The sequence below is a fragment of the Ruegeria hyattellae genome (genome assembly GCF_041537925.1).
GTDB lineage: Bacteria > Pseudomonadota > Alphaproteobacteria > Rhodobacterales > Rhodobacteraceae > Ruegeria_C.
This window is the reverse complement of record NZ_JBGOSH010000004.1, coordinates 307,058-322,560: the sequence shown is the minus strand read 5'-3', so window position 1 is coordinate 322,560 and position 15,503 is coordinate 307,058. Positions and strand designations below refer to the sequence as shown.

At 60.8% G+C, this 15,503-nt stretch carries 11 protein-coding genes; 4 read left to right on the top strand and 7 right to left on the bottom strand.

The window, feature by feature from the left end:
* Positions 1-7 precede the first annotated feature (7 nt).
* The gene (gene yajC, locus AB1E33_RS12340) at positions 8-292 is read right to left on the bottom strand and encodes a preprotein translocase subunit YajC (protein ID WP_372577578.1); all 285 of its coding nucleotides are present in this window, start codon (positions 290-292) and stop codon (positions 8-10) included.
* A gap of 220 nt (positions 293-512) precedes the next feature.
* On the opposite strand from yajC, the gene serS reads away from it, so the two are divergent.
* Positions 513-1,805 carry a serine--tRNA ligase gene (serS, locus tag AB1E33_RS12335; protein ID WP_372577577.1) on the top strand — a complete coding sequence of 431 codons (1,293 nt, stop codon included), beginning with the start codon at positions 513-515 and terminating at the stop codon, positions 1,803-1,805.
* A gap of 30 nt (positions 1,806-1,835) precedes the next feature.
* On the opposite strand, the gene AB1E33_RS12330 is transcribed toward serS, so the two are convergent.
* The 5 genes from AB1E33_RS12330 to AB1E33_RS12310 all read right to left on the bottom strand — a co-directional run bounded on the left by AB1E33_RS12330 (position 1,836) and on the right by AB1E33_RS12310 (position 7,385).
* Positions 1,836-2,597: a helix-hairpin-helix domain-containing protein gene (locus AB1E33_RS12330; protein WP_372577576.1), complete on the bottom strand. Its 762-nt coding sequence runs from the start codon at positions 2,595-2,597 to the stop codon at positions 1,836-1,838.
* A 94-nt stretch (positions 2,598-2,691) separates the two neighbouring features.
* Positions 2,692-3,678, bottom strand: coding sequence for a fatty acid desaturase (locus AB1E33_RS12325; protein WP_372577575.1), 987 nt, complete (start codon positions 3,676-3,678; stop codon positions 2,692-2,694).
* 162 nt (positions 3,679-3,840) lie between these two features.
* Positions 3,841-5,298 (bottom strand): ribosome biogenesis GTPase Der, encoded by a 1,458-nt coding sequence (gene der, locus AB1E33_RS12320; protein ID WP_372577574.1) that lies wholly within the window; start codon positions 5,296-5,298, stop codon positions 3,841-3,843.
* Between the two features lie 48 nt (positions 5,299-5,346).
* The gene (locus AB1E33_RS12315; RefSeq protein ID WP_372577573.1) at positions 5,347-6,663 is read right to left on the bottom strand and encodes a PQQ-like beta-propeller repeat protein; all 1,317 of its coding nucleotides are present in this window, start codon (positions 6,661-6,663) and stop codon (positions 5,347-5,349) included.
* Positions 6,664-6,713: 50 nt separating this feature from the next.
* Complete coding sequence (locus tag AB1E33_RS12310; protein WP_372577572.1) at positions 6,714-7,385, bottom strand: tetratricopeptide repeat protein; 672 nt, start codon at positions 7,383-7,385, stop codon at positions 6,714-6,716.
* Positions 7,386-7,627: 242 nt separating this feature from the next.
* On the opposite strand from AB1E33_RS12310, the gene AB1E33_RS12305 reads away from it, so the two are divergent.
* Both AB1E33_RS12305 and AB1E33_RS12300 read left to right on the top strand, forming a co-directional pair.
* Positions 7,628-8,872 (top strand): efflux RND transporter periplasmic adaptor subunit, encoded by a 1,245-nt coding sequence (locus tag AB1E33_RS12305; protein WP_372577571.1) that lies wholly within the window; start codon positions 7,628-7,630, stop codon positions 8,870-8,872.
* On the top strand, positions 8,869-12,693 hold the full coding sequence (locus tag AB1E33_RS12300) for an efflux RND transporter permease subunit (RefSeq protein WP_372577570.1): 3,825 nt from the start codon (positions 8,869-8,871) through the stop codon (positions 12,691-12,693). The genes AB1E33_RS12305 and AB1E33_RS12300 overlap by 4 nt, the downstream gene beginning before the upstream one ends.
* 247 nt (positions 12,694-12,940) lie before the next feature.
* Here the strand turns inward: AB1E33_RS12300 and AB1E33_RS12295 are convergent, their stop codons facing one another.
* Positions 12,941-13,945: an AraC family transcriptional regulator gene (locus AB1E33_RS12295; protein WP_372577569.1), complete on the bottom strand. Its 1,005-nt coding sequence runs from the start codon at positions 13,943-13,945 to the stop codon at positions 12,941-12,943.
* Positions 13,946-14,252: 307 nt separating this feature from the next.
* Between AB1E33_RS12295 and AB1E33_RS12290 the strand changes: the two genes are divergently transcribed.
* Positions 14,253-15,485 carry a metal-dependent hydrolase family protein gene (locus AB1E33_RS12290; RefSeq protein ID WP_372577568.1) on the top strand — a complete coding sequence of 411 codons (1,233 nt, stop codon included), beginning with the start codon at positions 14,253-14,255 and terminating at the stop codon, positions 15,483-15,485.
* Positions 15,486-15,503 lie beyond the last annotated feature (18 nt).

Sequence of the window (15,503 nt, the reverse complement as noted above, 5' to 3'; positions counted from 1 at the left end):
GGCGTACTTATTTCGCCGGTTCGGTCTTGTTCAGCACCTGGGAAATCGTCGACTGCACAACCCGCACCTTGACGCCATCGGCGATCTCGACCTCAAGCTCGCCGTCATCCTTGACCTTGGCAACCTTGCCGATCAGACCGCCTTGGGTGACCACCTGATCGCCCCGGCGCAACGCGTTGACCATGGCCTGATGTTCCTTGACCTTTTTCTGCTGCGGGCGGATCAGCAGGAAATACATGATCGCGAAGATCAGGATAAGCGGGAGAAACTGGGCAATAGCGCCACCGTCCATGGGATGTTCCTTTGTTTAGAGAAGCGGGCCGCACCCGCGAATTTTGCGGGAACCTATGCGCTGCAGCGAAAAGGTTCAAGCGGCGTGGAGGTCGGCGTGTTCGAAAGTTGTGTTGGCTTGCACCTCTGAAGCTGTTCGAACGAACGAGGTGTTGTCAGTCGCCGCAGAATTGGGTCTAAGGGCGCTACTTACAGGGACCCAATCTGAAGGACGCTGACCCATGCATGACATCCGCGCAATCCGCGAAAATCCAGCCGCTTTCGACGCCGCATTGGCGCGGCGGGGGGATGCGCCGATGTCGCCGGAATTGCTGGCGGTGGATGAGGCCCGTCGGGCCAAGATCCTGGCCGCCGAGACGGCGCAGGCTGAGCAAAACAAGGCCTCCAAGGAGGTTGGCGCCGCCAAGGGCCGGGGCGATGAGGCGGAATTTCAGCAGCTGCGGGCGCTGGTCTCGGACAAGAAGGCCGAAGTGACGGCGATGCAGGGTGAGGCCAAGGAGCTGGACGCCAAGCTGACCGACATGCTGGCCCGGATCGCCAACGTGCCTGCCGAGGATGTGCCCGAGGGCGCGGATGAGGATGACAATGTCGAGGTCAACCGTTGGGGCGAGCCTGCGTCCTTCGCCTTCGCGCCCAAAGAGCACTACGAAATCCCCGCCGTTGCAGCGGCGATGGATTTCGAGACCGCGGCCAAGACCAGCGGCAGCCGGTTTGTGAACCTCTCCAAAGGTGTGGCGCGCATTCACCGGGCCTTGGCGCAGTTCATGATCGACACTCATGTGGACGAAAACGGCCTGACCGAGATGCAGACGCCGGTTCTGGTGCGCGACGAGGCGATGTATGGCACGGATAAACTGCCGAAATTTGGCGAGGACAGCTATCAGACCACCAATGGCTGGTGGCTGATCCCGACCTCCGAGGTGACGCTGACCTACTCGGTGGCAGGCGATATTCTCGACGAGCGCGACCTGCCGATCCGGATGACCGCGCATACGGTCTGCTTCCGCTCCGAGGCGGGCAGCGCGGGCAAGGACACGGCGGGCATGCTGCGCCAGCACCAGTTCGAAAAGGTCGAGATGGTCTCGGTTACACATCCCGATGCCTCCGACGATGAGCAGAAGCGCATGCTGCGCTGCGCCGAAGGGCTACTGGAGACGCTGGGTATCGCCTATCGCACCGTGGTGCTGTGCACCGGTGACATGGGCTTCGGCGCGCGGCGGACATTTGATATCGAGGCCTGGCTGCCGGGGCAGGATGCCTATCGCGAGATCTCCAGTGTCTCGACCACCGGCGATTTCCAGGCGCGGCGGATGAATGCACGGTTCCGGCCCGAGGGCGGTGGTAAACCCGCCTTTTTGCACACACTGAACGGTTCGGGTCTGGCCGTGGGCCGCTGCCTGATCGCAGTGCTGGAGAACGGCCAGAACGAAGATGGTACCGTCACCCTGCCCGACGTGCTGGCGCCCTATCTGGGCGGCAAGACCACGCTGGGACTGGATGGTCAGCTGCGCTAAAGCAGCTCTGACCTGAGAGGCGAAGAAGGGCTACTTCTTCGCCTTTTTCTTGCCTTTGCCCTTTTTCTTGCTGTCCTTGGCTTTGGCCTTCGCCTCTTTGGCTTTGGCTTTGGCCTTTGCGTCTTTGGCTTTCTCCTTCTTGGCCTTCGCCTTGGCCTTTTCCTTGGCTTTCTTGAACTCGGCCTCCAGCGCCTTGGCCTTCTTGGCGGCCTTTTCGGCCTTTGCTTTCGCCTTGGCTTTCTTGGTCTTCTTGGCGGCGTCCGCGTCGGCTTTGGTCTTTCCACCGGAAGGTTTCGATGGTGTCGGCGCAGCAGCGGCTTTGCTTGCGGCAGGTCTGGTCGCAGTCACTTTGGGTGCGGACGCCTGGGCGGCCGCCGGTTTGGCGGCAGCAGGTTTCGCAGCGGCTGACTTCGCCGAAGCGGATTTCGCGGCAGCAGGTTTCGCGGCAGCAGGTTTGGCAGCAGCAGGTTTCGCAGCAGCAGGTTTCGCAGCAGCGGGTTTCGCGGCAGCGGGTTTCGATGCCGCGGCTCTCTTTGCAGGCGCTTTTCTTGGCGTTGACCGGGTTCTCGGCTTGGCAGCGGCGGCGCGTTTGGTGCGGTCCGTCGCCGGCGCTGAAGCGTCAGCCTTGGCCGAAGCGATCATCTTTGCGGCACGCACTTTGCCCACTCGGGGCAGCGCAATCAATTGTTCGGGCTGCGCTTTGGCCAGATCGGCAGGGGTCTTGATGCCGATGCCGCCCATCGCCTTTTCAAGCGCGACACCAACGCCGCTCAGATCAGAAAGTTTGGTCATTCAATTGTCCTTCGTTCCGTTGAGGTCGCCCTCCCATCTTCCAAGGGCCGGTGACCGATTGCTGAAACCCGGGCGATCCAACTGGCTGGTGCGCTCAGCCAGCTTGGGGCACATCCGGATGGTGCGAGGGTTTCTGGAATGGGACCAGCCTTTTGCGGTCCTCATCCCAAAGCTTCAGATTGAGCGCCGCCAAAGCTTCTGGGAACTTGATCCGGCGCGGGGCATACTCGGGCGGCAGGTTATAGTGGCAGGCACGCAGCCGGTAAGAGGGGATGCGCGCGTTGAAATGGTGGATATCGTGCAGGGTGATACAGGCCACGGCCATGTCGAACCACCAGCCGAAATCCAGCGCCGACGAGCCCTGCAGCGCGGCGATCTGTGGATCGAGATCTGGACGGCGGTCCCAGTAGGTATCCTCGAAATTATGCTGCAGATAGACGAGGAACACGCCCAGCATCCCACCCAGAAACGAAAAGGCCAGCCAGACCCATATTCCAGTCATGCCCGCCACCGCATAAAGCAACCCCAGCATCACCACGATGGACAGGTTGTGCAGAGCCACGCCCCTCCAGCCGAAGCGCAGCGTGTTCTTGGGCCAGCGGTAGCGGATGAAATAGGTGAAGGCGGCCCCGACCGGCACCAGGATGAACGGGTTGCGATAAAGCCGGTAGACCAACCGCGTTTTCCAGTCCGCCGTGTTCCATTCGCGGACGGTCATCGTGTTGATCTCGCCGGTTTCGCGATGTTCCAGATTACCGATCCCGGAATGATGCAGGTTGTGATTCTGCTTCATCACTTCGAACGGCGCGAAGGTGAAAGGCGACAACCCATGGCCCGCCCATTCGTTCTGCTGGCGGGTCTTGAACAGGGAATGGTGGCCACAATCATGCTGCAGGACATAGAGCCGCACTGCCGCAAAGGCAAATACCAAGCCTGCTGGTAGCATTATCAGCCAAGTGTCCACATAGCGGATCGCCAAGTAGAGCGATGCGAAATAGGCCGCAAACGTGCCGAAATAGCTGAGTGATGCCAGCCTGTTGTCCTGGATGGCGTATTGGCGCGTATAAGCTCTTAGATCCATTCCGCCCGTCTCCTGCGCGTTTGGTCTGGTGTGTTGCACGACCTTGGATAGCACCCTGTTCAACGTCAGGATGCAATCAAAATGACACTCTCTCGCCATGCATAACGCCCCTTTCCAGGGCTTGTCACGCCTTGAGATGAAAAATGCAGCAAATTGGCGCGGTTACGCGCGTCCTTTGAGATGTTTGCGCAGTTTCGACGGCCCTGCCTTCTTTTTTCCCTTATAGGGGTTCTTGTCGCCCTGCCCGCGCATGGTCAGCCGGATCGGCGTGCCGGGCATGTCGAAGTCCTCGCGCAGACCATTGACCAGATAGCGGGTATAGCTGTCGGGCATCTTGTCGGGATGGCTGCACATTACCACGAATCCCGGCGGGCGGGTCTTGGCCTGGGTCATGTAACGAAGCTTGATCCGGCGACCGGCAGGCGCTGGCGGCGGGTGCTGTTCCAGCATCGCGGTAAGCCAGCGGTTCAGCGCCGCCGTGGTCACCCGGCGGTTCCACACGTCATGGGCCCGCAGGATCGCGTCATGCAGCCGGTCCAGCCCCCTGCCCGTCTTGGCAGAGACCGTGATCAGCGGCGCGCCGCGCAATTGCGGCAGCAGCCGATTGAACGCCTCTTTCAGGTCGCGCAGTTTTTCCTGCTTGCTGTCTTCGATATCCCACTTGTTGACGGCGACCACCACGGCGCGGCCCTCACGCTCGGCCAGATCGGCGATGCGCAGGTCCTGCTGTTCGAAAGGGATCGCGGCATCCAGCAGCACCACGACCACTTCGGCAAACTTGACCGCGCGCAACCCGTCGCTGACCGAGAGCTTTTCCAGCTTTTCCTGTACTTTGGCCTTCTTTCGCATTCCGGCGGTGTCAAAGACCCGCATCGGCGTGCCTTTCCAATCAATCCGCAACGAGATCGCATCGCGGGTGATCCCGGCCTCGGGACCGGTGAGCAAACGCTCTTCGCCCAGTATCTTGTTGATCAGCGTGGATTTTCCCGCATTTGGCCGGCCTACGACGGCAACCTGCAGCGGCTTGGCGGCGGTGATTGCGGGCGCAGCGCCCGCTTCGGCCGCCTCGTCTTCGTCCAGATCCACATCGGTCTCTGGTGCGATCCGCTCGGCCTCTTCGGCCATCCGGTCGGCCACCGGCATCAGTTGCGAATAGAGATCGTTCAGCCCCTCGCCATGCTCTGCGCTCAGCCGCACCGGCTCGCCCAGACCCAGCGCATAGGCTTCGATCACACCGGCATCGGCGGCAGACCCTTCGGCCTTGTTTGCGGCCAGGATCACATGGTCGGAGCGTTTGCGCAGGATATCGGCAAAAAGCTCATCCGTGGGCGTCACGCCCGCGCGGGCATCGATCATGAACAGGCACACATCGGCCATGTCAACGGCACGTTCGGTCAGACGGCGCATCCGGCCCTGCAGGCTGTCATCGGTGGCCTCTTCCAGACCGGCGGTATCGACCACGGTAAAGCGCAGGTCGCCCAGCCGCCCCTCGCCCTCGCGCAGATCACGGGTCACGCCGGGCTGGTCATCAACCAGCGCCAGCCGTTTGCCGACAAGGCGATTGAAAAGCGTGGATTTGCCCACATTGGGGCGCCCCACAATGGCGAGGGTCAAGGACATCGGGCTTCACTTTCAAAACTCAGACGCGCCCTTTAGCGCATGTTTGCGTCAACGGAAAGCGTGTAGATCACCTTTGGCACTGACAACATAAAGCGTGCCCCCCGCCACGACAGGCCCGGTGGTGGCGCCGCCGGGCACCTCGACCTGGTTCAGCAGCGTGCCGTCCTCGGGGCGGAAGAACCGCAGGAAACCGTCATTGGAGGCGACCACAAGGCGCCCACCCGCCAGGACCGGACCGTAATTGGCCACAACCTCGCCCCGCTTACGCGGCTTGTCCCGCAGAAAGCCCGGCAGGTCCCGCGCCCAGATGACCGATCCGTCGCTGGTACTGAGGCGCATGAGCTGACCGCGATCGCTGATCTGGAAGATGCTGTCGCCCGCAGGCCAGACCGGCGAGATTGCGCCCTCATCCGCTGTCCATTGCCGTTCGCCCAGTTGGGTTTCCAGCGATAAGGTGCGGCCCGAATGGTTGCCGACATAGACGCGGCTGCCCACCACAACCGGCCCGCCGGTCACATCGGCGATGCGCGCCACGGCGCGGCCCTTGCGCTGGCCCGAGACCGAGGCGCTCCAGCGCCGCAGCCCGCCCTTGCGAAAGCTCGCGATGATATCGCCTGAGGCAAAGGCAAAGATCACCAGATCCGAGGTCAGCGCCGGGGCCGGTGCGCCCAGAACGTTGCCGATGCTGGGCGTGCCCTCGATCTGCCAGGCGATGCGTCCGTCTTTGGTGTTGATGGCCCAGCCGGTCTCGTCCCCGGCGATCAAGTAAAGCAACCCGTCGCGCACGGTCGGAGTGCCACTGCCAGTTGCATTGAGCCGCTGCTGCCAGCGTACGGCGCCCGAGGTGGCATCCAATGCGCTCAGGCGGCCGAAGCCGCTGGATACATAAAGCGTGCCATTGTCATAGGCCATGCCACCACCGGTCGCCTGACCGTCACCCTCGCCCGCCGGGACGAGGTTGCGGGTCCAGACCACGCCACCATTTGGCGAGACGGCAGTTACCTGAGCTGCGGCGTCCAGCGTATAGATCAGCCCGCTGCCGACCACTGGGTCAGCGGTGATGCGCTGGCGGCGGCTGTCGCCCGCGCCGATCGGGGTGGTCCAGATGTGCTGCGGCGTCGCCCGCAAAGCGGGATTATCGGTGCGATAAGCTGGCGTGCCGAAGCTTTGCGGCCAGGAGGCGTTGCTCTTCTGCGCAGGCAGGCGGATTGGTTTCGAGGCCGACACCTCGCCCTGCCCGACTTCCGCACCGCGCAGTGTTTCGCGCTTGCCGGGCAGAACCGGATCGGGCTCCTGACAGGCGCCGAGCAGCAACACGGCGCCAATCGCGGCAAGTCCGCTGCGCGAGAGTGAGAGTTTTGCCATGCCCGATCCTGCCTGTCCGTTACCAATTGCCGGTCCCCGCGGGGACCGGATCAACCCCGTTGACCGGGCGCCTGTTCCGGCGTTCCGCCCAGCGCGACAATCAACTGTGCGGCGCGCTGTTGCAAGTCCGTGCTGGCCTCAGCGTCCTGAATGAGGGCCTGGAGCCGGGTGATCGCCGCTTCGGCCTCACCATGGGCGATGTCGATCAACGCCAGTTGTTCGTTGGCCAGCAGACGCAGCGGCGCGCCGGGCTGCGCCAAAGCTTCGAACCGTTGCCGCAGGTCTTCGACCGCCAGGGTCTCGCTCTGCAGGGTCAGTGCCTTGAAACTGGCGATATCGCGGTAGATGCGGGGCAGTTCGCCATTTGCGGCAATCGCATCAAGGCTTTGCACTGCGGCATCGGCCTGTTCCGATCCGGCCTGTGCCGAGGCGGTCAGCATCTTTAGAATTGCGTCGCCACCGCTGGAAGAGGCACCGATCTGTGAAAGCTTGTCGGCCCGCGCCGCCGTGTCATTCTCGCTCAGCGCGGCGATGATGCCGTCACCCAACTGTTCGGCCTGCGAGCGCACCTGCGCCTTGGAATATTCATTATAGGCCGCACCGCCGACGATCGCGACAACGGCCAGCGCGCCAACCCATCCCCAGCGCTTGAGCAGCAGGAACATACGGTCGCGGCGGACCTCTTCGGTCACTTCATCGATGAAACTGTCAGTGTCGCTCATGCTTGTCCCCGGTCCGGCCCCAATGCGTTTTCTGGCGGTTGTCATAGCGTGCCCCACCGGGCAAGCCAAGGGCCGTAAGGCACGGGAACAGCAAGCGCTTGCACAGCGCGCCGAAAAAAAATAATCTGAACTGGTCAGTTTAGCGTAGACATCATGGAAACGAGACACCATGTCACAAGTCGCAGTGCAGGTCTGATTGGACCACCCCTGCTGCGCCGTGAAAAATTTGAAAGAGGCAAAAGATGCGTCTGATCCCCATAGTCACCGCGATTCTGGTGACAATTGCGCTTTATCTTTTGGTGTTTGAACGTGACGCGTTTCTGGCATTTGCCAAAGGGGACGCCGCCGCCCAGACCACCGCCGAGTCCGTCGAAGCCGAGGGCACCGACGCCACGCCCAAAGATGATACGGCCAGCCTGATCGGTGTCGTCGCGATGCAATCGACCGCGCGCGAGATCGATAGCGCGGTGGTTCTGCGCGGCCAGACGAAGGCGATCCGCCAGGTTGCGGTGCTGGCCGAGACCACCTCGACCGTGGTGTCCGAGCCACTCCGCAAGGGCGCATTTGTCAAGGCGGGCGACCTGCTGTGCGAGTTGGATGTGGGCACCCGTCAGGCTGATCTGCTAGAGGTCCGCGCCCGTCAGAGCGAGGCAAAAAGCAGGGTGCCCGAATCTCAGGCGCGGCTGGACGAGGCCAAGGCCCGTCTGGAAGAGGCACTGATAAACAACAACGCAGCTCAACGCCTTTCCGAGGGTGGTTATGCCTCGGAAACCCGCCGAATTTCGACCGAGGCAGGTGTACGTACTGCAGAAGCTGGTATCAAAACCGCCGAATCCGGTCTGGAAGCCACCCGCGCCGGGATCGAGGCCTCGACCGCCGCAGTGGCCGCAGCAGAACGAGAGCTTGACCGCATCACCATCACCGCCCCCTTCGACGGGCTGCTGGAAAGTGACGCGGCAGAACTGGGCAGCCTGATGCAGCCCGGATCGCTCTGCGCGACGGTGATCCAGCTTGATCCGATGAAACTGGTGGGTTTCGTCCCCGAGGCCGAGGTCAACCGGGTGCAGCTGGGCGCACAAGCCGGAGCGCAACTGGCGACCGGGTTGCAGGTCGCGGGGCAAGTGACCTTCCTCAGCCGTTCGGCAGATGAAACGACCCGCACCTTCGAGGTGGAAATCTCGGTCCCCAACCCCGAGCTGAAAATCCGCGACGGCCAGACTGCAACGATTTCGATCTCCGCCGAAGGGGCAAAGGCGCATCTGTTGCCGCAATCCTCGCTGACGCTGAACAATCAGGGCGAGCTGGGCGTGCGCGCAGTGGGCGAAGGCAATGTGGTGGATTTCATCGCGGTCGAGTTGCTGCGCGATGACGCCAATGGCGTCTGGCTGGCAGGACTGCCGGAAACGGTGAACGTGATCGTGGTCGGCCAGGAATTCGTCACCGCAGGTGTCGAGGTCGCACCGACCTATCGGGAGGCTGCGCAATGACAGGCATCGTCGACTGGGCCGCCTCGCGCGCCCGGATGGTTCTGGCCTTTATCGCGCTGTCGTTGATCATCGGCGGCTTCGCCTATGTGAACCTGCCGAAAGAGGGCGAACCGGATATCGAGATTCCGGCACTGTTCGTCTCGGTCAATTTCCCCGGTATTTCAGCAGAGGACAGCGAAAACCTGCTGGTCAAGCCAATGGAAACCGAGCTTGCCGATCTCGACGGGCTCAAGGAAATGACTGCAACCGCCGCCGAAGGTTACGCCGGCGTGGCGCTGGAATTCGATTTCGGCTGGGATAAGACCGCGATCACCGCCGATGTGCGCGATGCGATGAATACAGCGCAGGCCGAATTTCCGACCGGTGCCGAGCAATATACGCTGACCGAAATCAACTTCTCCGAATTCCCTATCGTTATCGTCAGCCTGACCGGTGCGGTTCCCGAGCGAACAATGGCCCGCATTGCCAAGGACTTGCAGGACGATCTTGAATCTCTCGACGCGGTTCTGGAAGCGGGGATCGCGGGCAATCGCGACGAACTGCTCGAGGTCATCATCGACCCGCTGCGGCTGGAGGCCTATAACGTTACCGCCGCAGAACTGATCACGGTCGTGCAAAACAACAATCAGCTGATCGCAGCGGGTGAGATCGACAGCGCACAGGGCGCATTCTCGGTCAAGATCCCGTCCTCCTTCACCACAGCGAAGGATGTCTATGGGCTGCCGGTCAAGGTGAATGGCGACCGTGTTGTGACGCTGGGCGAGCTGGCGCAGATCAACTACACCTTCGAAGACCGCGAAGGCACGGCCCGTTTTGACGGGCAGAGCACCGTCGCGCTGCAGGTGGTCAAGCGCAAGGGCTTCAACCTGATCGACACGGTCGATCTGGTCAAAGCCAAGGTCGCCGAGTCGCAGGAAAACTGGCCAAAGGAACTGCAGGCCGCTGTCGAGGTCGGCACTTCGAACGACCAGAGCCGGGTCGTGAATTCGATGGTCAGGCAGCTTGAGGGCTCGGTCCTGACCGCGATTGCCCTGGTGATGATCGTGGTTCTGGCCGCGCTTGGCAGCCGCGCCGCGCTGCTGGTGGGTTTTGCGATCCCGACCTCGTTCCTGTTGTGCTTCGTGCTGCTGGCGATCATGGGGATCAGCATCTCGAACATCGTGATGTTCGGTCTGATCCTTGCCGTCGGGATGCTGGTCGATGGCGCCATTGTGGTGGTAGAATATGCCGACAAGCGCATCCGGGACGGGATCGGCCCGATGCATGCATATGTCGAGGCGGCGCAGCGGATGTTCTGGCCCATCGTCTCGTCCACCGCGACCACGCTTTGCGCCTTCCTGCCGATGCTGTTCTGGCCCGGCGTGCCGGGTGAGTTCATGGGCATGCTGCCGGTGACACTGATCTTCGTTCTCTCGGCCTCGCTGGTGGTGGCGCTGATCTATCTGCCGGTGATGGGCGGGGTATCAGGGCGGATGAGCCGCATCCTTGGCCGCATCTCGGACTGGCTACGCGCCCGCGCCCCGTTCTGGCTGCGGGCGGCACTTGTTCCGGTCGCGCTCTACCTGGTGTTCTCGGGCGCGATGATTCTACTGCGCAGCGGTGACACCGGAACGGGCGGTTTGATCCTTGGAGCCCTCGTGTTTGTCCTTGGCGCTTTCTCTGCGTCCGTCACCATGGGAGCCGTCCAGCGCGTTCACGAGACGACCCATGTCGAACGCGCAAGCGAGCATACCGCCTTTGGTCGGGTAATCCAGTTCATCGCGGGTAACCCGATCATGCCCGTCGTGTCGATTGCCGTGGTCGGTTTCTGCGTCGTGATGACCGTGTTTACTTTCATGGGCAACAACCGCGGCGTCGAATTCTTCGTCGAAAGCGAACCGGAACAGGCCACCACCTATGTCCGCGCGCGCGGCAACATCTCGCTGCATGAAAAAGACGAGATGGTGCGTGAGGTCGAAGAGATCATCAAAGCCCACCCGGCGGTGATCAACGTCTTCTCCTTCGCTGGCGAAGGCGGGCTGAACACCGGCGGCCCCGGCGGCGGACAGTCGCCTGCTGACACCATCGGGCAGGTCCAGTTCGAGATCATCCCGTGGGAAGACCGCCCGACCAATTCCGAGCCGATCACAGGGTGGTTCTGGGGGCCAGTCACGAACCTGCTCGGGTTCGAAAAGGAAGAGATCGCGCCGGAATATGATGGCAATTTCGTCCTCGACCAATTGAACGCCGAACTGGTCAAGCTGCCCGGCATCATCGCCGAGGTCTCGGCGCTGGAACAGGGTCCGGGTCAGGGCAAGCCGGTGCATCTGCGGGTTCGGGGCGATGACTGGGAAGAGCTGACGCTGGCGGCGGAAACCGCACGGACGCAATTTGAAGCGACGCCTGGCTTGATAAAAGTCGAAGACAGCCTGCCCCTGCCCGGCATCGACTGGCAGATCGACGTGGATGTGGCCAATGCCGGTCGCTTCGGCGCCGATGTAGCGACCGTCGGCGCCATGGTGCAGTTGGTCACGCGCGGCGTGCTTCTGGGTGAGATGCGCCCCGAGGGCAGCGACGACGAAATCGAGATCCGCGTGCGCCTGCCCGAGGAAGAACGGGTGCTGAGCACGCTTGACAGAATCAAGGTGCGCACGCCTGACGGGCTGGTGCCGCTCAGCAACTTCGTGACCCGCAAACCGGTGGCCAAGCTGGCCTCGATTAACCGGGTCGATCAGAAACGGTATTTCGACATCAAAGCGGATGTAGAGCCGGGACTGGTCAAACTCACCACAGTTGATGCGGATGGTGTCGAACAGACGCTGGCCATGGTCAAGGAACTGCCCGAAGGGACCGCAGCCACTGGTCCCGTCCTGACCGCGCCGGGCGGCGCGCGCTATACGGTATTCGAACTGGTTGGGGCCGATACGATCCCGGCGGTTCAGGCCGCCCTTGACGATGGCGCTGCCAAGACCTTACCCGTCAATCCCAACGAGCGGATCGCCCAACTGACCACATGGCTGGACACAGATCCCCTGCCCGGTTCGATCGAGTGGCTCTGGACCGGCGATCAGGAGGAGCAGGAGGAATCCGGCGCTTTCCTTGTCAACGCATTCATGGGGGCGCTGGGGCTGATGTTCATCATCCTGCTGGCGCAGTTCAACAGCTTCTACAACTCGGTGCTGGTGCTGCTGGCGGTGGTGCTGTCGACCACCGGTGTGCTGATCGGGATGATGCTGATGAATCAGCCGTTTTCGATCATCATGACCGGCACCGGCATCGTGGCGCTGGCGGGCATCGTGGTGAACAACAACATCGTCCTGATCGACACCTATCAGGAATACAGCCGCTACATGCCCCGGATCGAGGCGATCGTTCGCACCGCCGAGGCGCGTATCCGCCCGGTGCTGCTGACCACGATCACCACCATGGCGGGCCTGACGCCGATGATGTTCGGGCTGAGCCTGAATTTCATCGATGGCGGCTATTCCATCGACAGCCCCACGGCGCTTTGGTGGAAACAGCTGGCGACGGCGGTGGTGTTCGGCCTGGGCATCGCCACGGTTCTGACGCTGATCCTGACCCCCTCGTTCCTGGCGCTGCGGGTCTGGATCGAGACCTATGCGGTCTGGCTCGGCCGCCTGCTGGCGCGCCTGACAGCCGGTCAGTCCAGCCGGATCGCGCGCGACATGCGCCTGTTCCGCTCGGCCAAGGATTTGAGCGCCACCGAGATCATCTGGGGCGCACCCGACAAGTCAAGCGCCGCCGTTTCGGAGTTCAAACTCCCCGAGTCTCCGGATTCGCCGGTCCCGCCCGGCACTCCACCCGTCAAGGCGGCGGAGTAAGGCTCACCTCCGGGCGCTTGTCACTTTAGCGACTGGTGCCCGGAACCATCCCTGCCGAGTTTCATCCTTGTGTGTAGTCATCTTGCTTTCAGCAACGAAGCGCGTGCATTCGATACAGAAAGCCCACATGCTCCTGTGCGCGATACAATTGCAATCTGGCCGCAAGGCGGAAATTTGTTGAGAGCGCGATTCCGGGCGCGTATTTAATGTGTTTCATCCATTAAGCTTGTTGGTCTGCCCACCACCATCAGGCGTTTGCTCTGAACGTGCTTGGTGTCATTCCGGTCTGGCTTCGAAAAAAACGGGTGAAGTGGGATTTGTCAGAATATCCCAGCAAGAGGCCGACTTCAGCGATCGTCTTTCCTCGCTGTTTTAGTTGCTCCTTGGCCACGTCGATTTTCAGGCGTTTGATTTCGCGGGGCAGTGTTGTGCCTTGTTGTTGCAACGCCCTCAGAAACCGGTCCGTTTGTATGCCTAACAAATCTGCCACCACATGTGGCCCCAAGTCCGCCTCGTCCAGCTTCTCACGCAATACAGATCGCATGGCCGCGACAACCGTTATTTCTTCGCCCTGCCGGGCGGTGACTTGCGGACTGGTTGTTACTTCTGGAAGCTGATCCCTAAACAACCACTCTACAGGAAAGCTAAGCTGCATTCCGGGATCCGCCCCAAGACCAACCTCGATCCCTTTGTAGCTGATGGGCACGCCATTGATGTACCGGCTTTCCCATCGCACCAAAGACGGATCCCAGGACGATCCAACCACGGTTTGCAGAAGCCTTACATAGATCGCAGCCCCAAAACCCGTGACCTGCACAGGCGGAACAGCTGGTTCCTGTTGCCGTTCAATTCGATAGGTCGCTTTGTCCGCATCGACAATCAGCCTATGCCGTACCGAACTGGACTCTTTGGGCACAAGTCGCACAAAGCGGGCAAAATACTCAAAAAGGGTCTTTGAGGACTGCTGGGCCTGGGCAACAGGCGGCCAAGCTTGCAGGTCGAACGTTTCCCCAACGTGAAGCCCCAGGTAGCGATCACCAGCCAAATCTGAAAAGGCATTTAAAAGGCCAAAAACCAATTCGGAATGCACGTAGACCGTCGGGTCCGTCAAAAGCTCGGCCCGAAGCCCGACTAGATCCAGTGCCGGTCGCGGATCAATCTTTTTTTCAGTGAGATGCTGCAAAAACGGTGCCGCCAAAGCGAGCCGCACAAACCCTTCGCTGTGGCCCAGAGTGATCGTGGTGAGGGGCATGATCCTCCATCTTCGGTTTGATCGTTAAACCTGATCAAGTTGCCAGTTATTCTGGCACATTCGTACATTTTTATTCAAAAGTGGCAACCGGGCTCACGGTTATTGGGTTAGCATCATACAAATCTGAATGTATTGAGGTTTTCGCATGTCTCGTTCACGCACCCACCGTCTTTCGGCTATCTTCGCTGTCACAGTTTTCTCTGCCGCGTCAGCTCTGGCTCAGGAGGCAGGCCACCCGCAGACACTTTTCACCAATGTGCACGTCTTCGATGGGACGAATGAACAGCGTATCGAAAATGCGAACGTTTTGGTCGAGGGCAACCTGATCAAAACAATAACGACCGATGGGATCGATGCACCAGGTGCAACTGTTATTGACGGAGGTGGGCGGACACTGACGCCAGGATTCATCGAAACCCACGCACATCTGATGTTGATGGGCCCCAGCCTGCCGTCGATGGAGGCCAACTCGACATGGGAGGATTTTGGCATCCATGGGACGCGAATGGCCCAGATGTACCTGATGCAGGGTTTCACGACGGTCCGTGATGCGGGCGGGGCTAATGGCGGGTTGCGACGCGCTATCGACTCGGGAGCCATTACTGGTCCACGCTATTACCCGTCCGGCGCTTTTTTGGGCACTCGCGGGGGCCATGCGGATTTTGCCAATTTCACCGCACCGCCAGAATCTGAGACGAACTTCAGCCGCCTCAACATGGCGCAGGAAGTCAGCGGTGTTGATGATGTTTACCGTTATGGGCGTAACAATTTCCGCATGGGAGCGACACAGCTGAAATTCATGCAGTCCGGAGGTGTGGTTTCAGCATTTGATCCCTGGCAACTTGTTGCCGGTTCGCAGGACGAAATTGAAGCGGCGGTGCAGGTAGCCAGCGAGTACGGCAGCTATGTCATGTCTCATTCTTATCGCAAGCAGGCCATCCTCAACGCGCTAAATGCAGGTGTTATGTCGATTGAACATGGTTTTTCTTTCGACTGCGAGATCGCGGAAGTCATGAACGAGAAAGGCGCTTACATCACGACCAATCTGACCGCGTTCGATCCAGGTCTATTGTCCATTCCTGCCGTCGCAAACGTTCCAGCCAGCCTGGCGAAGGCCAAATCCGCATCGGCAACATTTGCCAACTATATTCCGAACATGAAGGAATGCCCGGTCAAACGTGGGTTTCAGACGGATTGCGTCGGCTCAGTTGAGGCCTGCAACATTCAGATCGCATATGAGAAGAAGCTCAACAACGACTTCTTTGGCCCCTATACCTCTCTGGTCACGATGACTTCCACGGGCGGTGAGATTGTTGCGCTGTCTGGCGAATTCACCAACCCGTATACGCAAGGCAAGCTTGGTGTGATTGAAGAAGGTGCCTATGCGGACATCCTTTTGATTGATGGCAACCCGCTTGAAGACTTCTCGGTAGTCGGCACAGGGGATCAATGGTTTGGGGCCGACCCGCGGCCAGAAAGCCCTGAAACTCTGCGGCTGATCATGAAAGACGGCGTCATCTACAAGAACACGTTGGACTGATTCAGACAGGTGTGGTGG